Here is a 26,854-nt window from a genome sequence, read left to right on the forward strand (position 1 = left end):
CGGCTAGCTGCTCGAGCAGCCGCCGCAGCCGCTGGATCCGCAGCTACTCGAGCTGCAACTGCTGGAACCACTGCTGCTTGAACTGCAGTTGCTCGACGTGTCGCCTCCGGAGCCACCGGAACTGGCGCCGGCGGGTGGTCCCATCATCGATCGGTATCCGGCCCATGCTGTGTTGGCCAGCACGCTGGTGCCGCCAAACGCGGTCAACCAGAGCAGGTCGTGCGTCGACAAACCGGCGCGTGGCCCCTGCTGGCCGCGCTGGCGATAGACCTCAAGCGCGGCGTTGGCCCCCGCGGTGGGGCCGGCTCGGCCGACGCCGATCAGCCGCGCCGTCACGCCCCAGTACACGATGGCGAACAGCGCCATCTCGATCAGCAGCCACATCACCGGACGCTCCCGGGACAGGCCCACAAAGACCTTCATCACGCCCAGCCCCAGCGTCGCCAGCACAATGGCCCACGCAACGAGCGTCGTTCCCCGCATCGCGCCGCGGGTCCACAGCCATCCTTCGCTGCACAGCCGATCTGTCATGTCGGATGCTTCGTCGACGAGCCGATTGCGAAAGTTCGGCCACGGCGAGCGCTGCTGCGTTTGCCGGGCCAGCCATGTCCACGCGTTGACGTGGCGCTCCGGCCTTCGATCTTCGTTCGCGACCACGTAGGTGTTGCGGTCGCGTTTCCGTTTAGCCGGAGGGACCATGCGGATCGCACCCGCATCAAGCAGCGTCAACGCCGCGACCTGTGCCATTCGCGCGGCATCGCCGGTGATGAGCGCCGCCTCGGCAGGTGTCAGCTGACGCGGCACGTTGCCACCGGCGGCACCCCAGGGGTTCCGGCTGTAGGCAGCGCGATGCAGGCCCCGGATCAGCAGACACGCCATCACGCACACACCGAGATAGAACGCGAGAAAGCGCGGCCCCGAATAGCTGAGCACATCGACATCCGAGGCGACATTCGTGGTGATGGCGATGAGGATGACGGCGATCACAAGCCATACGGATGGCATGAATGAGCGCGCTGTGGATGCGGGCGGCGGCATGACCGGCTCCGGCGCATGCTGCGTGGGGACGACAGTTTCCGCCACCTTGGCTGCCTCGGGCTGCTCCGGCCTCGGCCAGACGTCGACCGGCGGCTCCTCGCCGAACGTGCGCCTGTAGCTTTCCAGTGTTTGCGCGTAATGCTGTGCGTAGGCGTCGTCTTCGTTTGGCGCGCCAATCCCCGGTGCGTGGTGCAGCGGCGCGCCCAAGACCTCGCCGCAGAACACCGTCCAATACTCTTTCGAATATTGCAGATGGAGATGCCAGGCGGCATCGATCGCCTCGGAGGGCGTGACGGGGTGCCCTGCAAACACCGCCAGATACGCGAAGCGCTTGTATTCCTCGATGACGGTCAGCGTATATAAGCGCGACCATCCTTCAGCGTCCGCCAGACGTTGGCTGAACGGCACTGGAGCATCGGGCGCGTCCGGTGAATACTCGCTCAGCCGGCGCAGGCACGCCTGGCGATCTGCGTCGGTCGGCGCTGCCTGATCTTCGTGCGTCACTTACTCGCCCGAAACTCGATCCGCCGATTGCGTGAGCGGCCTTCATCGGTGTTGTTGGCCGCCACCGGCTGATCCGGCCCCACGCCCATCGCGGTGAGCGTGCCTTGTTCGGCCCCCTTGGCGATCAGGTAGTTCTTGACCGTCTCGGCGCGTGCCTGGCTCAGGTTGAGGTTCAACGCGCGGCTGCCGGAGTTGTCGGTGTGGCCGACGATTTCGATCTTGCGGCCATTCAGGCGCGGCAGCACGGCGGCCATTTCATCGAGAATCGCGCGGCCCTTGGGCGTGAGCGTGGCACTGCCCGTTTCGAACTCGATGATGCGGTTGGCCAGCGTCTGGTCCAGCAGCCCTTGCTCAGACACCGCCGCCACACGCAGCCCATTCTTGATCGTGTAGCTCTGGCCCAGCGCGGTCGCCATGTCGCTGGTCAGTTGCTGGCGCTGCGCCTCGTTGCCGACGTCGCCATGCAGGGAGACCTGGGTGCCGTCGATGTTGAGCTGCCCGCGGTTCACCTGCTTGATGGCCGGCGACAGGATCTTCTGCACATTGGCCGACCAGTTGGGCGGCGACACCACGTTGCCGACTTCGATCTGGTCGACCACGTTGGCACTGCCGTACAGCTCGCGCAGCTTGGCCAGCACGGTCGCCTTGGTGGCTTCGTCCGGCACCATGCCGCCGGCCACGACCTGGCCGGGCACAGGCGCGGCATCGCCCGCTGCGGCATGCGCGGGCAGGGCACTTGCCACGTACGCCAGCATGGCGGCGCTCGCCAGGAGGGTTGCAGGCCGGAAGCCGCGCTTGATTGCATCCAGACCCATGTTCATTCTCCGATGAAGACTTCGCGGAAGGTATCGACCGCCACGCGCAGCGACAGCTGCGGCTGATCCAGGTAGCTCACGAACTTGGCCAAGCCGTACTCTCCGCTGACGTGCTGGTCGACCCATTCCGGATCGTCGATGTTGATGTTCTGTTCGGCATACGCCAGCGGCGACATGACGCTGTGCAACGTGCGTGACGAAGCGCCATTGAAGCCGATGACGAGCCGCTCTGCGCCGTTGATATCGCCCAGGAACAGCGACAGCTCGAAGTCCGCCCGCTGCAGGAAGCGCGACACCAGCTCCAGCCAGAAACTCGCGACCAGGCTGCGATAGAGCGGGTCTGCCGGCAGCGGCAGCGTGAGCCCTTTCTCAAGCCGCGACGAGCCATTGGCCATCACGGGTTGCAGCAGCGTGCCAAGCGCGAGCAGGGTGCGGCGCAGACGGATGTTGTGGCCCTCAGCGCGCAGCATCTGCTCAAGGCCGGCAACGGTCTGGAAGTCGATGAAATCCGAAAAACTGGCGTCGTGCGACTGCGTGCTGGTGCCGCCGGTGCCGGTCTCCACACCGTGCTGCCCTTCGGCAAGCAGGCGCAGGCCTTCGGTGGCGTCGGTGGCGGTGCCGAGCGAGAGCATCTGCTGGCCGGCGCGCGTCCACAGCCGGGCGAGCGCAATCGGGCTGCGGGCGATGAAGTTGATCGGGCGCTCGACCTCCATGGCCGCCGCCGTCAGGAACGGAAACCGGCGCGACGACAGATCGCTGCTGGCCATGAGCGTGCCCGCAATGGCGAGCTTGCTCTGCGAGCCGAGAAACGCAAACTGCACCGGCTTCCAACTGTCGTAGGTCGTCTTCCAGTCCGGGGCTTCGGCCAGCAATTCCATGCCTTGCGCCAGCCAGCGGTCCAGCGTGTCGAGCAGCTGGACGTTGTTGGCGCTTTTGACGAAATCGCCGCGCGACGGAAGCTTGCCGAAATACGAAAGCTGCAACTGGGTCTGGCTCATTGCGCCGTCCCTCCTTGCTCTTCCGTGATGTTGTGGCGTGCGGCCTGCGTGGACACGGCCGCTTGCGCCGCAGGCGGCGTGCCTGCGGGCGCTGCCGGGGCAGGCGGCGTCAGGGTGTTCTGCGGCGCCGATGCATCGGCAATCGACGTCGGCAGGCGCAAGCCGCGCAGGCCTTGGCCCTGCGGCGAATCCGATGCTGTCGTGCCGCCGGCCTGCGGGCTGCTGATGATGCGCAGGCTGATCGACACCGTCAGGTTGTCCTTCGTCCACGACAGGTCGAATGCGCCGTCCGGACGCCGCTTGCGTTGTGCCGTCGCAATCAGGCGTTCCAGGCCGAAGCGGCCCGGCTCGTTGAGCAGCTCCACCGTGCGGCCGTCAAACGTGGTGGCCGTCACGCGGGCGCCCGGGGTGCCCTGCGGATTCGGCCACACGAAGTTGGCCCACTGCGGCGGTGTGTTGCGATAGCGCAGTTGCTGCCCGTCGATCTCGATCGTGTATTCGGTGGCGCCTTGCGACGGCACCGGCAGGATCTGGAACACCGTCTGCGGCGCTGCGGCTGCGGCACCGCCAGCACCGCCGGCAGCACCGCCCGTGAGCGGCGCGATCCAGCGCGTGAAGCCCGTGGTGAACTCGGGCACAAACGCGATGCCCAGGTCGCCCCACGTCCGGGAGGCGATCATGTCGCCACGACGCACCGAAAGCGGACCGATCGTCGTGCTGGCAAACTTCGCGATCGCGCCGTCCGGGCCGAACACTTGGCCGATCTCAGCCGCGCTGGCCTCGATCTTGGCGTTGGGCGCAAACGGGTACTTGTCTGCCAGCGTGGTGGCGAACGGCTGATACACCTGCGCGTTCCAGACCTTGTTGACTTCCGTCGTGGCCGGGCGAATCGCCACCGCGTACGACTGCAGCAGCGGACGCACCAGCAGCGGACGCAGCGTCGCGCGCTCGCTGTCGGTCATGCCGGTCAGCATCTGCTCATCTACGTACTTGAGCGTGTCGGCCAGTTCGGAGCCGTTGCCGTCCAGTGTCTGCTGCATCAACTGGCGCGCACCCGGACCCGGGTCGCCCTGGTTCTTGATCTGGTTGAAGCGCGTGCGCACCTTGGAGAGCGAATCCATGTAGCCGCGCAGCAGCGACTTGTCGTCGCGCATGACGACCACGCGTGCCAGCCCCGAGAACTCCTTGCCAACCGGGCCCATCGGAATGGCGCCGGCATCGGCATTGCCTCCCACCTCCAGGTTGACGTTCACCTGCGACGGCGTCTGGCGCGCAAACAGCTGCTTGAACCAGCCGAGCACGCCGGTCTTGGCCTGCTTCAGGCCGGCGTTGAACATCGACGGGTTGTCCCACGACGTCTGCTCATACGCGGTGTCGAGCACCTTGCGGATCGGCGAGTTGGTCGGGTCGCCCAGCAGGTTCATGCCGGTGACGGCCTGATCGAAGCTGCTGAAATCCTGGATCGCCACGCCCTGCATGAAACGTTGCCATTCGCGCGCGTATTCGGTCTTGTACATCGTGACCAGCGCCTTCTGGATCTGCTCGGGGCTGCCTTCCAGCGTGAGGTCGTCACGCGCGGCAACGTTCAGCACCCAGTCCTTGGTCTGCAGTTCCTTGTTGGCCGCTTCCTTGATGGCGGGCTGCACGTAGCCCAGCCACGCTTCCTTGGTGAACGTGCCGGGCACGGCGTAGCTGCCGGCAACCAGGCCGGCACCGGTATCGCCGACGATGCGTGCGACCGTCATCGGGGCGTAGCGCGTGGAGGCGCGGGCCTTGATCTCGGCGTACGCGCGTTCGCGTGCGGGCATGCCGCGCACCACGCGGCGCAGGTTCTCACGCGTCTGGTCGACCAGCGAGAGGTTGCCTTCCAGCAGCGGCCAGTTGTCGTCGTTCACGCGGGCCAGGAAGAACGACAGGTTGCGCTCCGCCGAGCGGATCATCTGCTCGCGCGGCATGTTGCCCCGGTTGTCTTCCAGCCAGCCGCGCCAGAAACGCGTCACTTGATCGGTCAGGTGCGCGACTTCCACGTGGCGCTTGTCCGACAGCATCAGGTAGGTCTTGAGCGCGTTGTAGCCGTCTTCCACGTTGGTGGGCGAGGCATCGGTGTAGCGCTTGGCACCGGTCGACGCCGTAGCCTGGTTTGGCGCGGCAGGCGCGTTGGCCGCTGCACCCGAGGCACCCGACACGCCGCCCACGGTGGCGGTAGCCGTCGTCACGGATGTGGTCATCACCGCGCCGGTTTCCGGCGGACGCACCATCGGGGCGAGCTGATCCGGATGCGCGTTGACCTCTGCGAGGAAGGTTTCGATCGCACCGCCGACCGGCTTGAGCATGACCTGGCGCAGGCCGTTGTAGTACTCGTCGAGCAGCTTATGCTGCAGCGTGTCGCCCTGGTAGAGGCCGAGCGACAGCGCGAGGGGATGGTCGTTGCGATACCGGTCGAGCTGTTCGATCCGGTCTTGCAGAATGTCGAGTGCCTCCAGGCGGGCCTGCAGGTCCACCCGGTTCTGCTGCATCTTCACGATCTTGTCGAGGTCAGCTTGCACGTTGGCCGTCAGCGTGCGGTTGCCCATGTACGACCACGTCCAGCCGCCGAGCATCACGCCCAGCGCCAGCACCAGCGCAAAGAACGTAGCGATGCGCAGGCGCGTCTTGGCGGGGCTGGCGAACTGCCGCACGGTCTGCTTGTCGGCAAAGATCACCTTCGAGAACAGGTCGCGCAGGAAGAAGCCGTTCTTGGAGAACACCTCTCGCGTGCGTGCGGCGCCGTCGGTCGACAGGCCAAAGCGGCGCGCAATGCGCTCGGCCGACACGCTGTTGGTGGCGCCTTCCTGCAGCGCGCTGGTGAAGTAGAAGCCGCGGAACACCGGCTTGTACTGGAACGGGTTCTCATCGAACAACGTCATCAGGAACGCACGTAGCGTCGGCTTGATCGACGCAAACTCCAGCGGGAAGCTCAGCAGCCCCGGCGAGAGCTTGTTGTTCCGGTGCAGCGCGATCTGCGCCACGCTGATCTCCTTCAGCCCGTCGCACAGCTCGTCAAAGCGCTGGTCGAACACGGCGGCCACGTCGGGCTTCGAATCGGGCTCGAAGGGCAGGGTGGCACCCCAGACGCGGTCGCGCTCCTGCTTCTCGCTGTCGCCAAAGAACTCGGTGAAGCCAGTGATCAGGTCGGCCTTCGTGAACATCACGTACACCGGGGCAAATACTTCCAGGCGTTCGGTCAGTTCCTGCACGCGCTGGCGCAGGTTCTTGGCCAGGTTGATGGCGAATTCGGGGCGGTTTTGCGTGAGTTCCGACACGCTCACCGTCACGACGATGCCGTTGATGGGCGCCTTGGGGCGATAGCGCTTGAGCAGGTCGAGGAAGCCGAGCCACTCGCGGCGGTCTTCTTCGTGCACGGAGTAACGACCGGCCGTGTCAAGCAGGATGCCTTCGGTGGTGAAGAACCAGTCGCAGTTACGCGTGCCGCCGATGCCCTGGATGACCGCGCCGCCCTTGTCGGCAAACGGAAACTGCAGGCCGGAATTGAGCACGGCCGTACTTTTGCCCGCCGCCGGGTTGCCGATCACGATGTACCAGGGCAGCTCGTACAGCGCTGCGCTGCCCGACATCTGCCCGAGCTTGGAGCGCTTGATGGTCTTGACGGCTTCTGCCAGGCGCACGCGCAGGGCTTCCACTTCTTCGCGCTTGTCTGGCGTGGCGGTTTTGTCGGCAGCGGCCTGTTCCAGCACGCCTTCCAGCTTGTTGCTGGCCTGACGCGCGCGCCAGCGCTTCCAGAGATACGTCAGCAGCCACAGCGCGAGCAGCACGCCCAGCGCGATGCCGACCCAGACCAGGCCAACCTCGAAGGTCTGCGCCATCAGCAGCAGGAAGATGGTCAGCACGATCACGCCAAGAATCGATAGCGTGCGTGAGTTGGTCAGGAAGTTCAGGAAGCGTTGCATGTTGCCTTCGGCTCGGGAACAGACGGAATCGGAATCGAAATCGAAATCTGGAACAAGGTCAGGTCAGGCTGGGCACCACCGCGATGGCGCCGCGCTGCTGGATGTCGTTGGCGGTAATGGCCAGCACCGGCTTGCCGGTCTGCTGGCTCAACTGGTGCGCCACCACCACCGACAGCAGCGGGCCCGCAGCGCCTACATAGCCGCACGGCGTGCCGACGGGCAGCAGATCTGCGGCAAGGTCCAGCGCGGGGAAACGTTCGGAAAACACGCGTGCCACTTCGACGGTGCGCACGGGGTGCATGCCGGTGTCTGAAACGACGCCGGCCACGGTGATGGGTTCGGCAGCTGAACTGCCCTCGGCGGTTTCGGCCTTCTCAGCGGGCGCTGCGTCCTGCTTGGCCTTGACCGGTGCGGCGGCCAAGGTGTCGAGTACGTGGCCCACGGCGTCGCCCAGCGCCTGCAATTGCGGCTGGCCGCGATCGGGTGTCGGCGATTCCAGCCGCGCCACGCCGGCGCGCGTGATCGTGAACGCCTCCGTTGCCGCGGCGTCGCCGTCCAGCGTGGGTGGCAGCAGGCTCTGCGCCATCGTCGGCGCGCACAGCAGCACGCCCGCAGCGGCTTCGCCCGGCACGCGGCCATGCTGCCGATTGGTTTCGAACAACTGTTCATGCTGCATCAGTTGTTCGACCGCGCTGGGGCCCACCAGCGAATCCGCCACCACCACCATGCGCAGCACGCGCTCGTCGCTGGCGCGGTTGACGCCTTGCGTGGCGCGATCGAGCAACAGCAGCGCATCGGCATCGCCCTTGGCGGTGATGGGCTCCAGCGTCAAACGGTCTGCCGGCCAGATCAACGCGATGCGGCGGCGCAGCCAGCCATCGGCGGCGGCTTGATGCTGCGGTGTCCACTCGCGGGGGAGCAGTGCAGTGATGATCAGCCGCGTGGTGTCCGGCTCCGTTGTTTCCGGGGCTTGCGCAACGGCGTGTGCCGCGAGTTCTTCGGCCACCTGGCCGGCCAGCGACAGGGCGCGCAGGCGTTCGTCCAGCCAGTCGACATCCGGATGTTGCTCTGCCAGTTCGGCACGCAGGTCTTCGATGTCGATGCCTTCCACTTGCGCAGCAAAGATCGGCTGGCCGAAGCCTTGCACATCGGTCAACCCGGGTTGCGTATTGGCCTGCACGGCCTCCACCACTGAAGCGGCATCGCCGCCGGCAGGCGCACGCAGGGCGCTGGCGAGCAGCACGGCGCGCCATTGGCGCGTGGCGTCTTGCGGGTCGGCGGTTTTGGCATCGGTGCCTGTTGCGGCCGGCGTGGCCGCCGCCAGCTCGCGGCCCGCGACCACATTGGAGCGAATGCCGTCCAGCGCGCGCTTGATGACCCAATAGCCGACGATCATGCCGACCGGCAGCAACAGCAGGTAGGTCAGGATGTCGCCGGTGGTCGGCATGCGGTTGGCGGACTGCCACCACACGATGACGGCAATCCACACCACCACGAAGACAGCGAGCAGCGTCAGCCCGGACCGGAAGAGTCTTGCAACCATGTCGTGCGCGTTCAGATGCTGCCGGTGTTGCCCTGGCTGGACAGGAGCGTGGCGCCGCAGGCGGTTTTGTCGCCGTGGCGCGCCGCCTGCTTGCCGTCGATGATGACGTTCGGGTCGCCCGTCACGATGACGGTCGTACCGCCGTGGCCTGTCTTCGGGCACGTCACCTTGTCGCCCACGCAGGCGATGCCCTTGCCGCCGGTGCTTGTGTTGCCCGACGCGGTGATCACCACGCCGCCGTGGTCCGTCTTGTCACCCAGCAGGATGAAGGGCCGTGTCATTGCATGCTCCCCATGTGTCCTTTCGTCATTGCCTTGGTGCGGGCTGCTTGCCGAGCACGCCCTTGCGGCGCAGCTCGACGTGGCCCAGATCCATCATCTTCCAGCGGCCGCCCCACACGAGGCCGACCGATTCCGCTGTCTGGCCGTACAGCTCGTAGCCGCGCATCGCCCACGGGTCTTTCTCGCTGATGACCAGCTTGCCCTCGCGGAAGAACGCGCTGTCTGCCGCCAGGCCGTACTGGTGATAGCTCTGGAACGCCGTGGCCTGCGTGACATTGCTGCCCATCGCCGCCAGCTTCACTTGCCGCTCGGGGCTTCGGTAGCCTTCGAGCAGCGCCATCTCGTAACCGTGTTCGTCGCGCATGATCTTGTAGACCAGCAGCAGGCGCTGACGGAAATCCGCGTCGAGCAGGTTCCAGTCGCGGCTCGCATCGCGGATGGCCGGGCGGATCTGCTCGACTTCACGCGTGGTGAACACCTCGGGCGGCAGGGGCGGCGGCGGGATCAGCCGTTCACCGTTGAGCAATGCCGAGATGTGCGGATCCGGCTCGCGCACCTGGTCGTCATCGAACTCGAACGACTGCTGCTCGCGCAGCGCCAGCGCCAGCATGGGCGGCACCGACAGCACACCGAGCGCACCGAGCAGCAACATCCGCCGCCGTACCACGAACTGCTTGAACGCCGACACCCCGGACGTTGCGTTGTCCACCGACTCGCGCAACGACCCTGCGGAGCGCGCGCCCACCACCGCAGCCCCCGTGCTCACGCGCTGCCACTGCGCACGCAGCAACGCCGCGCAGCGCTGCCGTACCGACGGCAGCAGCAGCACGGCAGCCACCACCACCATGGCAACGAAGTAGAGAACCAGAGCGACAAAAACCATACCGACCTGCGGAGCGTGCGCGCCTACGTCAATTCATCCAGATTTATATCTGTATTTACAACGCTAAATTATTAATAAACGGTAATAATCCAGCGCCCGCTACACGGAAATATTAAGAAACGATAAAGAAAATACCGCAACCTGCGCCAATCATTTGTCTTTCAGCAAGGCCAGACTTAGAATCAGCAGCCACCACCGGAATCGGCGCTTGTTTGTAATCCATACGTTCGCCGCGCATTCTATTTCAATTCTGGACCCGTGATGAGTAATAACGGCGATTTGAAACAAGAAGGGCCTCCAACGCTCTTCAATTCTGAATCCGAGACCGATGAGGCCGGGCATACGCGCATTCTTGCGAGCCTGGAGGGCCGCGTTGCGGCCAACGGCAAGGCACCGAAAAAGTCGGGGCAGCGCTATGGCGTTGCGGCGGCGGTTGTCGTGCTGGCCGCCGGTATCGGCGCGTGGGTCCTGCTGAATCCGAGCGGCGAATCTGCGCCCGCGCAGGTGGCAGAGCAGGCCACGCCTGCAGCCGCGCAACCGGCTGCGTCCACACAAGCTGCGGCCGCGGAAGCCGCTCACACGGCCGCTGCGGCGCCGGTTGCCTCCGCGAGCGAGCCTGTGGCAGAAGCGCAGGCCGCCACCATCGTCAACGTCGCGCCGGGCGAAGACCACGCAAACGAGAAGGGCGATAAGAGCGAGAAGACGCCGGTTGCCAGCGTGCCCGCCAAAGACGCGCATGACGCAACGCCGGCCGCGCATGCCGTGGCGGCAAAGTCCGGCAGCACCACGGCCGATACCGAGGAAGGCAAGACGGCAACTGCCAAGCTCGTCGCCAAATCGACCAACACGCCATTTAAGGCGTTGCAGCAGCCGACCAAATCCAAGGCGCAATCCACTGCCAAAACTGCCAAGAACCGAAAAGGCACATTGGCGCCCGATGATCCTGATGCCGACCTGCTGGCCGCATTGCTTGCGCCACAGAATGCTGCCAATAAGGCCGCCAATTCACCCACTTACAAAGGGCAATAGCCGCCCGGCTATCCGGTTGGTCGTTTTTACAATCGGGTAATTGAGCGGAGGCAAGTGCGATGCCCGACATTGCGCTGCCTCGTAAATGCCCGCGCTGGTCTCACGAAAATCGTCCGTGATACGCCACGCGTTGCAGCACCGGACAGCGAATGGACGCCACGACCCTTCTTCAGAACCTCTTCGCACCCACGCGCCGCCTCTATACGCTTGAAGGCGAAGGGCCGCTTGCGGACCTTGCGGTGGAAGCCTGGCTTGGTCGCGAGGCGCTGTCCGATCTGTTTGAGTGGCGCGTGGTGGCCGTGAGCGCCAATGCGCGCATCGCACTCAAATCATTGCTCGGCCAGCGGGTCACGCTGGTCACGACGCTGGCCGATGGCACGCAGACCAAGCGCACGGGCCTGATTCGCCTGGCCGAGAAACTCGGTGCGGACGGCAGCCTCACGCGCTACCGCCTGACGGTGGTGCCGTGGTTCTGGCTGACCACGCAGCAGCGCCACAGCCAGGTGTTCCAGAATCGGCCGCTCGCCGACATCATTGAGCAGATGCTGTCGCCGTACGAGCCGTACGCCTCGTGGCGCTACGCGGCTGGTGCCGAAGCACGCATGAGCGAATTCGGTACACGCGCGCACATCGCCCAGTTTCGCGAGACCGACTACCACTTCGTCACGCGGCTGCTGGCCGAAGCGGGGCTCGGCTTCACCACGGTGGAAGACGACCAGGCGCACGGCGGCCACACGCTGGTGATTTTTGCCGACAGCACGCAGCTGCCGGAAGATGCGGAGTCCGCATCGGGAGGCGGTATCCGTTTCCACCGCGCGCACAGCCTGGAAGAGCGCGACGCCATCCAGCAACTCGCCTGCCACAGCCGCACGACGGTGGGCGGCGTGGCGGTGGCCGCGTGGGACCCGGAAGGCAAGCAGAACGCTCGCGCCCACGCCCCTGCACGTTTTGCCACCAGCGCGGGCAGCCCGGATGCGTATCTGTCGATCAGCCCATCGCTCGCACCGGATTCCGCCAATGCCCAGCGCATTGCCGAGCAGGTCATGGAAAGCCTGGAAGCGCGCGCGCTGTTGTTTTCAGGGCGCGGCACCGTGCGCACACTTCGCAGCGGAACGCGCCTGCAGGTAGTGGATTGCCCGCACCTGCCGCAAGACGTGGAAGGCGCCTATCCGCTGCTGATGGATCTGGTCGAGCACTGCGGCATCAACAACCTGACCGTCGATACGCACAACGCGCTCAACCAGCGTTTGGGCGGGCTCGATGCCGCGCTGGCATTCGATACGCCGCCCAGCGCGCCGGAATCCGGCCCGGGCGTTTTTGGTTTTCAGGAAGCAGAAGGCCCCGTGGATCGCAGCACGCCGACTGGCGATCTGCTCAAAGCAGCGCGGACGCACGGCTACGCTGGCCTGTTCCGCGCCAGTGACGCACGCCGGCCCTGGCGCCCGGCCGTGACTGAACCCGATTGCGGCCGTCTCTACGCGGCGCCCACCGCGCAAGGCGTACACAGCGCCATCGTGGTCGGCCCTGACGGCCAGACGCAAGCCGGCGGAGACGGCGAGCATCATGCCAGCCCCGCAGGCGAAATCCGCGTGCGCTTTCCCTGGCAACAAGGCGAGCGCGCGGATGACCGCAGCAGCCGCTGGGTGCGCGTCGCACAGCGGCAGGCCGGTTCCGGCATGGGCTGGCAATGGCTGCCGCGCATCGGGCAGGAAGTGCTCGTCAAGTTCAGCGAAGACGACATCGACCAACCCGTCGTGATCGGCTCGCTGTACAACGGCCAGGGCGAGGCCGGCATCGCGCCCACGCCGGGCGGGCAGGGCGCATCCGACCAAAGCGACGGCACAGCCCTCTACAAGCAAGGCAGCGACAGCGCCGCGAGTGCGCAAGGCAACGTGGCCGGCGGCCACAGCCCCGCCTGGCACGGCATGGGCACCGAAGCCGAAGGCCACCGCAACGCCGCCGCCCACACCGGCTTCAAGAGCGCGGAACATGGCGGCAGCGGTTACAACCACCTCGTCTTCGACGACAGCGACGGCCAGTTGCGCACGCAACTCGCCACCACGCAGCAATTCAGCCAGCTCAACCTCGGGCATCTCGTCCATCAGCAAGACAACCGGCGTGGCAGCTTTCGCGGCCAGGGCTTCGAGCTGCGCACCGATGGCCACGCCGCCGTGCGCGGCCAGGCCGGCCTGCTGCTGACCACCTACCGCGACGCCAGCAGCGGCAAAGCCGTGCCCACCGGCGACAACGCTGCCGGCATTGCGCTGATCAAGCAGGCCAAGGAATTGACGTCATCGCTCGGGCAAGGGGCGGTCACGCATCAGACCGCCGCGCTGGACACCGCCAAGAACGACGATGCCCCGTTGGCCAAGCAAGCCAAGGCGGTGGCCGGCATGGTCGACGGCAAGGCGCTCGACGCCGCCAAGCAGGACGCCAGCGCCGGCAACACGGCGACGCAAGGCAAGGTGCCGCATCAGGGCGAGGCCATCGCGCACTTGGCGGGCCGCGCGGGCCTCGTCATGGTGGCGGGGCAAGACCTGCAGCTCGCCAACGGCGAGAGCATCGCGCTGGGCAGCGGCCAGGACACCAACCTCGCCGTCGGCAAGCAGGCGCGCATGCACGCCGGCCAGGCGATCGGCGTGGCTGCAGGCTTGTCCAAGGCGGGCGACAACAACATCGGCCTGCAACTCACCGCAGGGCAAGACAACATCGACGTGCAAGCCCAGCACGACGTGCTCAAGCTGATGGCCAAGCAGGATCTGAAGCTGGTGTCGGCCAATATGAACGTGGATTTTGCGGCCGCCAAGCGCATCCGCATCGCCACGGCCGGCGGGGCGTCGATCACGCTCGAAGGTGGGAATATCACTGTGGAGTGTGCGGGGCCGATTACGTATAAGGCGGCGCAGCGGGTGTTTCAGGGGCCTCAAGGAACCAGCTATAGCTTGCCTAACTTCCCGCAGTCTCCCTTCAACCTCAAGGGCGCGTTCCCGTTTTCCTGATTCTCTTGCTCTGCTTTCATGCTGATCAGCTACCCCATTCTGGAAACGCCGCAGGCGAACGATACTGAGGAAACTGTGCTGGCTCGTATGCTAGCGCGTGCTACAAGCCCCGCCGGTCAGTACCCGGCCAATACGATCGGGCAATACAAGGTATGGCACGGTGGCTTGCACCTGGAGGCGACGAACGCCACGCCGATCCGTGCAATTGCGGATGGAATGATCGTCGCCTATCGGCAGGCGCAGGCAAGCGAGCAGTACCAAAATCAGCCGTATGACACCAGCTTCGTTTTGATCAAGCATGAGACGGAGACCGGAGAGAACACGCCCGTTGTCTTCTACTCGCTTTATATGCACCTTGCGAGCCGTGATGCATTGACGGCCGATCAAATCTCTAGCCTTCCGCAGCTTTTTCAACAGGCAGCGGCCATCGGGCCTGATGCCAAATCACCACCGGTTTCGAATGCAACGCAACGCAAGCAAGCCCGGGTCTATCGTAAAGACATCCTGGGCTATCCCGGACTTCAGTACGGACAGACTGATCGACGCGTGCACTTTGAAGTGTTCACCACGGACGAGCATCTAAGCCGATTCTGGAAGGACAGCACCACCGCAACAAATCAGACGGCAAGTGCCGATTTCTATGGCGACGCGCATTTCATAATCCCTGCGGGGAAGAGCTTTACTGACCGACATCCACGTGCCAGTCAACCGCATCGAATAGTCTTCGACCCGCACCACGATTTCCCGCTGGACCTTGGGCAGGCTGGCACTATTCTAGATCAACTTTTTGTGACCGTACGACTGGATAAAGGACGGCGTATTGCAACAACATACGCGATGAAAAACGGCGTATGTGAGCAAGTTGGCAGCCCAATTGAGCAGGCTAACTACGAATACGAGCTATTTCGACTAGCTTCCGCGCTGTATCAGGATTGTCCGAGCGTAGGCTTCGAGTGGTTGCGCTTCGGTCGAATTTTGTCCGGCGAGACAACCACTATCAACGAAAACTGGCAGTTGGTGCGCTATACCGACACTGACGTTGGGTACATAGACTTGGCGGAACCCGATATCGTTAAGCTTTCCGATGCGGATTTTCCATACTGGAAAGGGTGGGAGAAGTTCCAAGAAGGACAGCTCGCAAGCCCGACGGACGCGTTCGTTGACGACCCGCATGCATTGGCCATGATCAACGACACGATCGGTGCTGGCCAGCAAAAACTCCGGCATCTAATCGTCAAGCACCCCAGCGAATGGGATGCTACGGATTTAGCGGCTCGATACTCTAAACTCCGGCAGCAAGGAGAGGCCCTTGAATCGGATGATAGCTGGCAGTCGTTCGAGACCCATGTCCAAAAGTTAGCATTCTGGGGCCAGACTGGCGGGTTAGATCGATCGGTGTGGCATTTCCATCCGTTGGAAATTATTTATCACTTTAGGAAATGTGGCTGGCTCCATAAGTCTGAGTTGACGCAGCTTCTGCCGGTGAATTCCTTGCGAAAAGATGGTTCGGTGTGGCGATGGGAGCCCGTTCATATGTCCGGTGCGACGTTGCTTCTCGGCAATACATCCGATGCAGCAAACAGAAGACTGGCATTGAATAAAGCATTGAATAAATACTGTATTGGAACGCCTATTCGCAAGGCATGCTTTTTTGGAAATGCGACTCAGGAGACGCAGTGGTATCAAAAGTTCCACGAGGGAAGTCCATATTGGTATAAGCCTTGGGATGGCCGTGGATTTTTGCAGCTAACTCATGCGGCAAATTACTGCAAATACTGGAAGTTTAAGGGTGAGCCTGTCACGGCGCAGGTTGAGAGTACATTGGCGGCCGCCACGCAAGCAGCCAACAACAATCGACCCGTCGTGAACAATAAGAAGCAGATGACCGATCCGACGAACTCACTCAGTGATGCTAATACGCATATTCCTCAGAATGTGATAAACAATAGAAATTCTGTGGCTGAGGCGTTTGATGCTGCTAATAGTGCGGGTGCTTATTGGGTGTGGTCATCTGCATCAAAATCTGCAGATGATTTTTTGCTGAATCCGCAAAGTATAAGGCGACAAGTTAATACTGACCACGGGATCAGGTACTACTATGAAAACCAAGCATTTGGAAGTGTGGCGGGAACTGTGAATACGGGTTCCCCGTCCAGCTCGTATTCTGCAATCTGGGGGGTCCAGGCGCGCTTCCAAGCATTTTCTAACGCTCAAGTAGTGCTATTGGATACCCCAGTGTTTGAACACACTGATGGTGTTGTTCGGGATATACCTCAGGGTTTCGAGCGGAGAGAAGTGGAATGAGCTATGTAAGTGTGCGTGCATTCGTATTCGCAATCATTGGGTTGTCGCTTCATATCTCCTGTAAAGCTCAATCCGACGTCACGGTGGGAAACGCTCCAGGAGAGGTGTTGACGGTAAGCGGACCCCTTGCTCCCAAGGTTGACTTAGGCCCTTGCAAATTTTCCATCAGGCTTTCGCAGGGTCAGATGGTGATTTTCAACGATCCGGATTTGATTATTTATTACTCCTCCTTCAGTAAGGGAGGGGAGGCATATTTATCTCAGGCCCAGACTAGTTTTGGGTCATCTTGGGGTTTTGAAAAAAAAGGATCCTATAGAGACAAATGGATGGGCTTCATGTGTGAAAGCTCAGGGAATTTCTCCAAGCTCATGTCTGGTGGCGATGGTTATCAACAGTTGGAGAGTACGCCGGCTTTGGATGACATTCGTCAAGGCAATGATCTAAGGTGTCCTGCAACGCTTACTGCAGGAAAGTGGGTTCCTCGACCGAATCTTAAAAAAAGCCAGGATTTCTTGTTCAAGGAAATCTCAGGAGAGGGTTGGTCGGGTTTTTTAATTGGATACAAGGCATCCAAGAAATCCAAGTCAATAACCTCGCTGAGATTCTGTGCGATAAGTGAAAGCCACGTTTTGATGGGCGCATCCGAGAACGGCGATCACCCGCTCGCGCTGACTAACCATTTTTTTTATGAGTTAGGCGATTCGCTATCCACGATCCGGTTCGCAGATAAATAGGGGCTACGCGCAGATGCGGAACTGCGCAAGAGATTTTCTGGAACTCAATGCTCGCGAGAGTAGCCCCCCTGCTCTGCAGGCTTGGGCATGTAGTTTTTTTCGAACTCTCCGTGGCGCTGTTTATTGCGAAAGTTGAAAAATAGTCGTGTCCAAAACCATAAAACTATCCCACTCTCTCAAATGAACCTGCAATACAAAATCGCCGTAGCCCTCCTCACCACCGCCTGGATGACCGCAGGCATCTGCGCCCAGCACACCTCCACCGTGCCGGCATCAGGCAATGCCCCGCAAAACGGAATCAAGAAGGCCGTGCACGCAAAGAAGCACGGCAAGCGGGCCAAGGTCACCCGCGCGCGCAAGGGTGCTCCGGTGGCGAGCGATGGCGATGCAGAAGTGCTCGCTCAAGTGCTGGGATCGGATAGCAAGAATCCGTTGTGGGGAAAGCCGCAGCAGTAACCAAGCGGATGGCCGCGGCGGACGCGCCCTCAGGGCGCCCTTAGCCCCCCGTCCGCTGCTTCTGCAATATCGCCAACTGCGTCGTCAGGTAATTGCTCGTATTCGTCATACTCGCCACCACCTTCGACAGCGCATTGAACTGCGCGTAGTACAGCGCCTGCTTGGCGTCGAGCTGCTTCTGCATCAGATCGATCTGCTTGCCGAGCGAGGTGATGGAGCTGTTGAGTGCGTCGCTGGCGTTCTGCACCATGCCGTTGTTCGACAGCAAGTTGCCCGACACGGTGTGCAGTTGGGCCGCGTAGCCGCGCTGCACGGTGACGGTGCCGCGGTCCCCCAATGCACCGCCCGTCACTTGCACCCTCAGGCCATCCACAGCCGTACCGCTGGCGCCGTACAGGTTCTGGCCCGAACCCGTGGCGGCGGCGCCGTTGATGGTTCCTTGTACATCGCGTCCGGCCGTGGCCGTTGGGCTGCCGCCCAGCAGCGACGCGGCGCCATTCCCTGACACCGACACCGTCGATACCGAGCCGTATTGCTTGTCGGTCAACGTCAGCACGCCGTTGGCATCGGTACCGATGGCGACTTCCACCTTGGCTCTCTGCAGGTCGGGCGAGGCGTTGATCTGGCTCTGGATCTGCGCAGCCAGGCTCGACGCGGTGTAGCTGCCGGCCGGCACCTGGATGTTGGTCGTGATGCCGCTGAGCGTGACCGACAGGCTGTCGTTCACGCCGCTCTGAATGGTCGTATTGGCCGCCGCCGAGCCCTTGAGCGAACCCTGCGTTGCCAGCTGGGTCACGTTGATGGCATAGCTGCCGGCTTGCGTGGTCGTTGAAAACGAAGAGACCTTCAGCAGCGAATCCGTCGCCGTGCCCGTGCCGGCAAACAGCGCCGCCACCTGGCTGGGCGATTTCTTGAGCGCGGCGGTGAGCTTCGCGTCGTCAATCGACAGCGTGCCTTCCTTGTCCATCGTCACGCCAATGCTGCCCAGCGACTGGAACGCGCCGTTGCCGATGCCCTGGCCGAGCACGTCGGTCAGCTGGTTGATCATCGCCTTTGTGCTGACGTCGCCGGCCAGTGCGCCGTTGTTGGCCGGATTGGCGGTGTCGAACTTGGTCAGCGCGTTCAGCTGGATGCGCAGCGCGTTGTACGCCTTGACGAAGTTGAGCACCGACTGGCTGGCCTGGCCGGCGTCGCTGCCGACCGTGACCGTCGTGCTGCCCGTCTTGGCCAGCGTGAACGAGGTGCCATCTACCACGTCCGTCAGCGTATTGGTGGCGCTTTGCACGTTGATGCCGTTGACGGTGGCCATGGCGTTGCGGCCCGTCGCGACCTCCGTCATGTTCTGCGTGCCGGCCGGATCGTGGCTCAGCAGGGATTGCAGTGTCGAGTCGCCCGAGACGGCAATCTTCATTTCCGAATTGGCGCCGCCTGCGGTGGACGTCAGCACCAGCCGGTAGGGCGAATCGCTGCCGTCGTTGACGATGCTGGCCGAGACACCCACGTTGGCGTTGTTGATCGCGTCGCGGATGCCGGCGAGCGTGTTGTTCGACGGGTCGATGGTGATCGAGCCGCCGGCCTGGTTCCCGTTCTGCGTGAAGGTGGCGCCGGTGTATTTGCCGTTGGCAAAGCTGCCGCCCGAGACGCTGCCGAATGAAAAGGTGAGCGTGGTGGGCGTGCCGCCGCCGATGGGCGTCTTGCTCGACGTCTGCCCGGCGGCCGACAGTACCTGCGCCTGCGCAAGCTGCGTCACGTTGACTTGATACGTGCCGGCCGGCGCCGTGTTGGACAGCGAAGCCGTGAGGATCGAGGTGTCGTGTCCGCTGGCCTTGTTGCCGGTAAACGTGTCCGGGTTGTTCAGGGCGGCCATCGCCGTCTGGAAGGTCGACAGCGCGCTTTTGAGCGAGCCGACCGCCGACAACTGCGTCTGAAACGCCTTCTGCTGCGTCTGCCGCAGCGTCATGCCCTTGCTCTCCGCCTGCATCAGCTTCGTAACAAGGTTGTTGACGTCGATGTTCGTTCCGATGCCCGGAATGGAAATCGGCGGAACGTAGTTGTTGCTCGTGGAGGAGGTGGCCATGGTCGGACGCGCGCAAACGCTTTCTTCACAATCTCCACAATGTGACGGCAGCGCAGCCCGGTTCTTTAGGGCAAACCCTGCTTGGGCAGGCTTTTTGTCCGGGTTTGCTCAGGAAAGCGAAAGAATTGCCGACGCCACACGACGCGGCGCGCAGCGCCGGCGGTCTCCACCACGGTGAAGACCGCCGCGCCACGTCAGACCGTCGCGCCTTCCTTGCTCGGATCGACCTGCTTGCCGCGCGCGAGCACCGGCACCAATGCAGCGCCGGTATGGCTGGCGGCCACCCGCGTCAACGCCTCCGGCCCGCAAGCCGCGACGATCGTGCCGCCTTCGTCGCCGCCTTCGGGGCCGAGATCGAGAATCCAGTCCGCCTCGGCAATCACGTCGAGGTCGTGCTCGATCACGATCACGCTGTGGCCGCCGTCTGCCAGCCGATGCAGCACGCGAATCAGCTTGGCCACGTCGGCCATGTGCAGACCCACGGTCGGCTCGTCCAGGACGTACAGCGTGTGGGGCGCTTTCTGGCCGCGGCGGGTCACGTCGTCGCGCACCTTGGACAACTCGGTGACAAGCTTGATGCGCTGCGCCTCGCCGCCGGACAGCGTGGGCGAGGGCTGGCCCAGCGTCAGGTAGCCGAGGCCAACGTCCTTCATCAACTGCAGCGGGTGGGCGATGCTGTTCATCGCACCGAAAAATTCAACCGCTTCGTCGATCTCCATGGTCAGCACATCGCCGATGTTCTTGCCGCGCCAGGTGACGGCCAGCGTTTCTGCATTGAAGCGCTGACCGTGGCAGACGTCGCAGCCAACCTTGACGTCGGGCAGGAAGCTCATGGCGATGGTGCGCACGCCCTGGCCTTCACAGGCAGGGCAGCGGCCGTCGCCGGTGTTGAACGAGAAGCGCGACGCGGTGTAGCCGCGTGCGCGCGCCTCGAGCGTGTCGGCAAAGAGCTTGCGGATGGTGTCCCACACGCCGATGTACGTGGCCGGGCAGGAGCGCGGCGTCTTGCCGATCGGCGTCTGGTCGACTTCCAGCACGCGGTCGATGGTTTCCCAGCCGGTGACGTTGTCGCAGCCGTGCCAGTCGTGTTTGACGTCGAGCTTGCGCGGCATCTTCGCCTCAGGCGTCTCAGCCTGCGCGGCCTTGCGTGCACGGCGCGTTGCCGGCGAAGACAGCACCGAACGGCCAACCGCATCGAGCAGATTCGTCATCAACACATCGCGCGCCAGCGTCGATTTGCCCGAGCCTGACACCCCCGTAATCGCCACCAGACGCGACAGTGGCATCGTCGCGGTCACGTTGCGCAGGTTGTGCAGCTTGGCACCGTGCACCGTCAGCCATTGCTCCGGCACGGCCTGCTTGCCGGCATGCGGCGCAATCACCTGGCGGCGCGGCTGCAGCGGGTGCTCGATCGGCTGCGACAGGAATCGGCCCGTGAGCGAGTCGGGCTGGGCTGCCAGGTCTGCCACGCCGCCTTGCGCGACGAGCGTGCCGCCGCGCTTGCCGGCGCCCGGGCCGATATCGATGATGTGGTCGGCGCGGCGGATGGTGTCTTCATCGTGCTCGACCACCACCAGCGTGTTGCCCTTGTCGCCCAGCTTGCGCAATGCGTCCAACAGGATCTGGTTGTCGCGCGGGTGCAGGCCGATGGTCGGCTCATCCAGCACGTAGCAGACGCCCTGCAGGTTGCTGCCGAGTTGCGCCGCCAGACGGATACGCTGCGCTTCACCGCCGGACAGGCTGGGCGCGGCGCGGTCCAGGCTCAGGTAGCCCAGGCCGACTTCCTCCAGGAACGACAGGCGGCTGTGAATCTCGGCCACCACGTCGCGGGCGATGTCGGCGTCGCGCCCGGTCAGGTCCAGGCCCTCGACCCAGCGGCGGGTCTGGCTGACCGTCCACTGCGCAATGTCGACGATGGGCTTGTCGGCAAAGGTCACCGCGCGGGCCGTCGGGTTCAGGCGCGTGCCGTGGCAGTCCGGGCAGGGCAGGTCGGTCATGCCTTCCGGATCGACTTCCTCCGACGGCAGCGTCTGCTCGCGGCCGCGATCGTCACCGCCGAGGACGGTGTCGTCAAACGCGGCACGCTGCTCGCGCGTGAGCGCCAACCCGGTGCCGACGCAGCTCGGACACCAGCCGTGCTTGCTGTTGTACGAGAACATGCGCGGATCCAGCTCGGGGTAGCTGGTGCCACAGGTCGAGCACGCCCGCTTGGTCGAAAACACCTTCACGTTGCCGACGTGCGCCGTGCCGCCGTTGTGCATGGCGTGTTGCAGGCCATCGAGCGGCGCGAGCACGTGCATGATGCCCTTGCCGTATTCCAGCGCCTGTTCCAGCAGCGCACGCAGCGCGGCTTCGTTTTCCGGCGAGACAACGATGTCGCCCACGGGCAGTTCCAGCGTGTGCTCGCGGAAGCGGTCCAGGCGCGGCCATGGGTCGACGCTCAAGAATTCGCCGTCGACGCGCAGGTGCGTATAGCCGCGCGCCTTGGCCCATTTGGCCAGGTCGGTGTAGACGCCCTTGCGGTTGACGACCAGCGGCGCGAGCAGGCCGATGTGCTGGCCGCGATGGTCGCGCATGAGCTGGGCGAAGATCGCCTCCGGGCTTTGCGCCGACACCGGTGTGCCGTCGTGGATGCAATGCTGCACGCCCAGCTTCACGTACAGCAGGCGCAGGAAGTGCCACACCTCGGACGTCGTCGCCACGGTGCTCTTGCGGCCGCCGCGCGACAGGCGCTGCTCGATGGCCACGGTGGGCGGAATGCCGTACACGGCATCGACTTCGGGCCGCCCCGCGGGCTGCACGATCGAACGCGCATACGCATTGAGCGATTCAAGATAGCGACGCTGCCCTTCGTGGAAGAGGATGTCGAACGCCAGCGTCGACTTGCCCGAACCCGACACGCCCGTCACCACGTTGAACTTGCCGTGCGGAATATCGACGTTCAGGCCCTTGAGGTTGTGCTCGTGTGCGTGGACGATGCGCACGACGTTTTCGCCCTGGACTTCCGCCAGCGCCGCACGCTTGGCGCGGCGCTCGGCCAGTGCTGTCTGCAGCGGTACGCCTTCGATGGCTTCCGGCTGGCCGACGCTGGCTTCGTATTGCTTGAGCGCGGCGCCGGTGTGCGATGCAGCGCAGTCTTTGACCTGCGCAGGCGTGCCGGCGCAGACCAGCAGGCCGCCGGCGTCGCCGCCTTCAGGGCCGAGGTCGATGATCCAATCTGCCGCACGCACCACGTCGAGGTTGTGTTCGATCACGATCAGCGAATGCCCGGCGTCGAGCAGCTTGCCGAACGCGCGCATCAGCTTGGCGATGTCGTCAAAGTGCAGGCCGGTGGTCGGCTCGTCGAACATGAACAGGCGGCCGGCGTTGGCGGGCACGTCCTGCTTCACGCGCTTGCGCGCCGCGGCCTGTGCGGCCTGTGCGGCTTCGGCCAGGAAGCCCGCCAGCTTCAGGCGTTGCGCCTCGCCGCCGGAGAGCGTCGGCACCGGCTGGCCAAGCTTCACGTACTCCAGGCCAACGTCGACGATCGGTTGCAGCACGCGCAGCACGTCGGCGTCTTCGGCGAACACGCTGGCCGCTTCGCTCACCGTCAGTTCCAGCACATCGGCCACCGACAATGCGCGGCCGCCACGCGGCAGCTTCACTTCCAGGATTTCGGCGCGATAGCGCGTGCCGTCGCAATCCGGGCAGCGCAGGTAGATGTCGGAGAGGAACTGCATCTCGACGTGCTCGAAGCCCGAGCCGCCGCAGGTCGGGCAACGGCCGTCGCCCGAGTTGAAGCTGAACGTGCCGGCCGTGTAGCCGCGCTGCAGCGCCATCGGTGCCTTGGCGAACAGCTTGCGGATTTCATCGAACGCGCCAACGTAGCTGGCCGGGTTCGAACGCGCGGTCTTGCCGATCGGGGATTGGTCGACGAACACCACGTCACTGATCTGATCGGCACCGCGCAAGGCGCGGAATGCGCCGGGCGATTCCGTTGCCTTGCCGAAGTGCCGCGCCAGCGCGGGGTGCAGCACGTCCTGGATCAACGTCGATTTGCCCGAGCCGGACACGCCGGTCACGCACACCAGGCGCTGCAGCGGAATCTCGACCGTGACATCGCGCAGGTTGTGTTCCGACGCGCCTTCGAGCACCAGCCGCGGCGTGGCGTCGTTGACGGGGCGTGCCTGCCAGTCGGTCGCGTCGGCCACGCGGCGCTGACCCGACAGATACGCGCCCGTGAGTGTGTCCGCCTGGCGGATCGACGCCGGCGTGCCGTCGAAGACGATGTTGCCGCCGCGCTCGCCCGGGCCGGGGCCCATGTCGATCAGGCGGTCGGCGGCCAGCATCACCGAAGGGTCGTGCTCGACCACCACCAGCGTGTTGCCTGCGTCGCGCAGGCGCTGCATGGCTTGGACAATCCGGTCCAGATCGCGCGGGTGCAGGCCGATGCTGGGTTCATCCAGCACGAACAGCGTGTTGACGAGCGATGTGCCGAGCGCCGTGGTCAGGTTGATCCGCTGCACTTCACCGCCCGACAGCGTGCGGCTCTGGCGGTCGAGCGTCAGATAACCGATGCCGACGTCGCACAGATACGCGAGGCGCGTGCGCACCTCGTCCAGCAGCAGCTTGAGCGCGTCGTCGAGCAGCGTGGAGGGCAGCGTCAGTTCATCGAAGAAACGGCGGATGCGCTCGATCGGCAGCAGCATCAGGTCGTGCACGGTCAGCCCGGGCAAGGCTTCGAGCTGGGCGCGGCTCCAGGCCACGCCGCGCGGCATGAAGCGGTGTTCGGGCGCGAGCACGGCGTCGGCGTTTTCCTTGGTGCCGAGGCGCCATTGCATCGATTCGGTTTTCAGTCGTGCACCGCCGCAGGTTTCGCAGGTCGTGTAGCTGCGGTACTTGGAGAGCAGCACGCGGATGTGCATCTTGTACGCCTTCGACTCCAGGTAGTCGAAGAAGCGGCGCACGCCGTACCACTGCTTGTTCCAGCCGCCACGCTTGAAGGCCGGGTCGCCATTGATGACCCAGTTGCGCTGGGCTTCGGTCATCTCCGCCCACGGCGTGCCGCGCGGGATGTCGGCTGCGGCGGCGTAGCGCATCAGGTCGTCCTGGCACTCCTTCCAGGCCGGCGTCTGCATCGGCTTGATGGCGCCGTCGCGCAGCGTCTTGCGCTCGTCCGGAATCACCAGCCCCAGATCGACGCCGATGACGCGGCCGAAACCGCGGCAGGCATCGCACGCGCCGTAGGCGGAATTGAACGAGAAGAGCGCCGGCTGCGGGTCTGCGTAGCGCAGGTCGCTTTCGGGGCAGTGCAGGCCGGTGGAAAAGCGCCAGATCGTGGGTTCCGCGCCCTCATCGGCCGGCAAGACGTAGACGCTGACGCGCCCGCCGCCGCGCTTGAGCGACGACTCGATGGCCTCCAGCGCGCGGGCACGCTCGGTGCCCTGCAAGCGGAAGCGGTCGGCCACCACGTCCAGCAGCTTGCGCTTGCCCGTGGACGATTCGACCACACGCTCGGCCTGCACGCGCGTATAGCCGCTGACCGACAGCCACTGCGTGACTTCTTCGGGGCTCGTATTGGCGGGCAACTCGACGGGAAACGTCACCACCAGGCGCGGATCGCCCTCGCGCGTGCGCGAAAGCAGCTCGTCGTAGATGGTTTCCGGCGTGTCGTGCCGCACCGGCAGCGCGGTTTCGCGGTCGAACAGCTGGGCGGCGCGCGCAAACAGCAGCTTCAGGTGATCGTTCAGTTCCGTCATCGTGCCGACCGTCGAGCGCGAACTGCGCACGGGGTTCGTCTGGTCGATGGCGATGGCGGGCGGCACGCCTTCAACGTGCTCGACCTGCGGCCGGTCCATGCGGTCGAGGAACTGGCGCGCGTAGGCGCTGAAAGTCTCGACGTAGCGGCGCTGGCCTTCGGCGTAGAGCGTGTCGAAAACGAGGCTGGACTTGCCGGACCCCGACGGGCCCGTCACGACGGTCATTTCGCCCGTGCGCAGGTCCAGATCGAGGTTTTTGAGATTGTGCTGACGGGCTCCGCGCAGGCGAATGACACCGGAGGACATGGAGGGCGTTCCTTGGAGCTTGGAGGTAAGGGGGAATGCCGGCGCGGGTGAACCTATGGCAGCTGCGTCGGCAATCAGAATTCGAGCCGTAAACTGTAGCGGATTATGAAGATCCGGTTCGTCTACGAAACGGGTCGCGGGCGGGAGCGTAACGCAGGGCTCCTGACAGCGTTTTGTCAGGAGGTTTCAGCGGAGCAGGAAAAAAGAGTGGGGTGACGCTTGTATCACCCCCGCGGCTGGGCGGTCAGCCGACCTCGCGCCCGTAGGAAGCCTGGTTGGCTGGCAGGTCGAAGCCCGTGGGGCCGGGCTTGCGGGGCACAAAACGATGGTGCTCGACCACGCCACCCTTGACGATCACGACGGTCTCTTCGGGAATCTCGGCCCAAGCGCCGGGCAGGTCGACAAGCGGCTCGGACAGCACAAGAAACGCGCCGTCCCCGGCGTCTTCAATCGCAGCGCTGTCAGGATAGAGCTGGTGCAGGTGCTTGAAAGACGTGCTGTGGAAGAGCGAGCGCGATTCACCCTCGCTGGAATAGCGCGCGGCCACGATCTGGACACCGTCCGTTGCGCAGACCGTCATATTCAGTGGGTATTCGACGCCGTGCCGGCGGCCGATGTCTTCGATCAGCCCGACCATCTGTTCCAGGGCGCCGCGCGGGTCGCGATCGAGCCCGAACGACAGCGCCAGGAAAAACATGATCTCGGAGTCGGTCGAGCCCTCGATCCAGCGGAACAGCTCCGGCGCCACTTCCATCATCAGCGCGCGGCGCAGCATTGGATATTCTCGGATGAGCCCGTTGTGCGCAAAAAGCCACCGGCCGTAGCGGAACGGATGGCAGTTCGTTTCCTGCGCCGGGGTGTCGGTGGCCGCGCGCACGTGGGCGATGAACATCGACGAGCGGATGGCGCGAGCGGCTTCACGCAGGTTGGTGTCGTTCCACGCGGGGTGCAGGCAGCGGTATCGGAAGGGCACTTCAGAGTAGCGGCCGTACCAGCCTATGCCGAAACCGTCGCCGTTGGTGGTCGTCTCGCCGCCGAGGCGGGAGCGCAGACTCTGGTCGATCAACGAGTGCCGCGGCCGGAACAGCACTGTCTCCATCTGAATGGGATTGCCTGAATACGCCAGCCAGCGACACATGATGCATTGCCTATAGAGATGCCTTGAAAGGTGAGTCTATGCAATGCGTTTGCGAATGCACAAG

General features: G+C 64.2%; 15 protein-coding genes. 5 read left to right on the forward strand and 10 right to left on the reverse strand.

Annotated features, from left to right (window positions below; translation table 11 throughout):
• Positions 1–3 precede the first annotated feature (3 nt).
• The 7 genes from N511_RS0108705 to N511_RS0108735 are packed head-to-tail and all read right to left on the reverse strand — an operon-like array spanning position 4 to position 10,009.
• Positions 4–1,542: a TIGR04222 domain-containing membrane protein gene (locus tag N511_RS0108705; protein ID WP_027678938.1), complete on the reverse strand. Its 1,539-nt coding sequence runs from the start codon at positions 1,540–1,542 to the stop codon at positions 4–6.
• On the reverse strand, positions 1,539–2,357 hold the full coding sequence (locus tag N511_RS0108710) for an OmpA family protein (protein ID WP_037026558.1): 819 nt from the start codon (positions 2,355–2,357) through the stop codon (positions 1,539–1,541). The genes N511_RS0108705 and N511_RS0108710 overlap by 4 nt, the downstream gene beginning before the upstream one ends.
• A gap of 2 nt (positions 2,358–2,359) precedes the next feature.
• Positions 2,360–3,355 (reverse strand): type VI secretion system-associated protein TagF, encoded by a 996-nt coding sequence (tagF, locus tag N511_RS0108715; RefSeq protein ID WP_027678940.1) that lies wholly within the window; start codon positions 3,353–3,355, stop codon positions 2,360–2,362.
• The gene (tssM, locus tag N511_RS0108720; protein WP_027678941.1) at positions 3,352–7,302 is read right to left on the reverse strand and encodes a type VI secretion system membrane subunit TssM; all 3,951 of its coding nucleotides are present in this window, start codon (positions 7,300–7,302) and stop codon (positions 3,352–3,354) included. Before tssM ends, tagF begins: the two co-directional genes overlap by 4 nt.
• Positions 7,303–7,360: 58 nt before the next feature.
• Complete coding sequence (locus N511_RS0108725) at positions 7,361–8,845, reverse strand: hypothetical protein (protein ID WP_027678942.1); 1,485 nt, start codon at positions 8,843–8,845, stop codon at positions 7,361–7,363.
• 11 nt (positions 8,846–8,856) lie between these two features.
• The gene (locus N511_RS0108730) at positions 8,857–9,126 is read right to left on the reverse strand and encodes a PAAR domain-containing protein (RefSeq protein ID WP_027678943.1); all 270 of its coding nucleotides are present in this window, start codon (positions 9,124–9,126) and stop codon (positions 8,857–8,859) included.
• A 25-nt stretch (positions 9,127–9,151) separates the two neighbouring features.
• Positions 9,152–10,009: a M15 family metallopeptidase gene (locus N511_RS0108735; RefSeq protein ID WP_027678944.1), complete on the reverse strand. Its 858-nt coding sequence runs from the start codon at positions 10,007–10,009 to the stop codon at positions 9,152–9,154.
• A 261-nt stretch (positions 10,010–10,270) separates the two neighbouring features.
• On the opposite strand from N511_RS0108735, the gene N511_RS0108740 reads away from it, so the two are divergent.
• The 5 genes from N511_RS0108740 (at position 10,271) to N511_RS0108755 (ending at position 17,531) form a co-directional block, all read left to right on the forward strand.
• Positions 10,271–11,038 (forward strand): hypothetical protein, encoded by a 768-nt coding sequence (locus N511_RS0108740; RefSeq protein ID WP_027678945.1) that lies wholly within the window; start codon positions 10,271–10,273, stop codon positions 11,036–11,038.
• 149 nt (positions 11,039–11,187) lie between these two features.
• On the forward strand, positions 11,188–14,037 hold the full coding sequence (locus tag N511_RS0108745) for a type VI secretion system Vgr family protein (RefSeq protein WP_027678946.1): 2,850 nt from the start codon (positions 11,188–11,190) through the stop codon (positions 14,035–14,037).
• 18 nt (positions 14,038–14,055) lie between these two features.
• Positions 14,056–16,341 carry a M23 family metallopeptidase gene (locus tag N511_RS23875; RefSeq protein ID WP_051530858.1) on the forward strand — a complete coding sequence of 762 codons (2,286 nt, stop codon included), beginning with the start codon at positions 14,056–14,058 and terminating at the stop codon, positions 16,339–16,341.
• Positions 16,338–17,075 (forward strand): hypothetical protein, encoded by a 738-nt coding sequence (locus N511_RS25225; protein ID WP_155954035.1) that lies wholly within the window; start codon positions 16,338–16,340, stop codon positions 17,073–17,075. The genes N511_RS23875 and N511_RS25225 overlap by 4 nt, the downstream gene beginning before the upstream one ends.
• Before the next feature lie 180 nt (positions 17,076–17,255).
• On the forward strand, positions 17,256–17,531 hold the full coding sequence (locus tag N511_RS0108755) for a hypothetical protein (RefSeq protein ID WP_027678947.1): 276 nt from the start codon (positions 17,256–17,258) through the stop codon (positions 17,529–17,531).
• Between the two features lie 40 nt (positions 17,532–17,571).
• Here N511_RS0108755 and fliD read toward each other — a convergent pair whose 3' ends face one another.
• The 3 genes from fliD to N511_RS0108770 all read right to left on the reverse strand — a co-directional run bounded on the left by fliD (position 17,572) and on the right by N511_RS0108770 (position 26,790).
• Positions 17,572–19,608 carry a flagellar filament capping protein FliD gene (fliD, locus tag N511_RS0108760; protein WP_027678948.1) on the reverse strand — a complete coding sequence of 679 codons (2,037 nt, stop codon included), beginning with the start codon at positions 19,606–19,608 and terminating at the stop codon, positions 17,572–17,574.
• Between the two features lie 194 nt (positions 19,609–19,802).
• Positions 19,803–25,652, reverse strand: a complete 5,850-nt coding sequence (gene uvrA / locus N511_RS0108765; RefSeq protein ID WP_027678949.1) for an excinuclease ABC subunit UvrA — start codon at positions 25,650–25,652, stop codon at positions 19,803–19,805.
• 244 nt (positions 25,653–25,896) lie between these two features.
• Positions 25,897–26,790 carry a class II glutamine amidotransferase gene (locus tag N511_RS0108770; protein ID WP_027678950.1) on the reverse strand — a complete coding sequence of 298 codons (894 nt, stop codon included), beginning with the start codon at positions 26,788–26,790 and terminating at the stop codon, positions 25,897–25,899.
• Between the last annotated feature and the right edge of the window lie 64 nt (positions 26,791–26,854).

This window comes from Ralstonia sp. UNC404CL21Col (assembly GCF_000620465.1).
GTDB lineage: Bacteria > Pseudomonadota > Gammaproteobacteria > Burkholderiales > Burkholderiaceae > Ralstonia > Ralstonia flatus.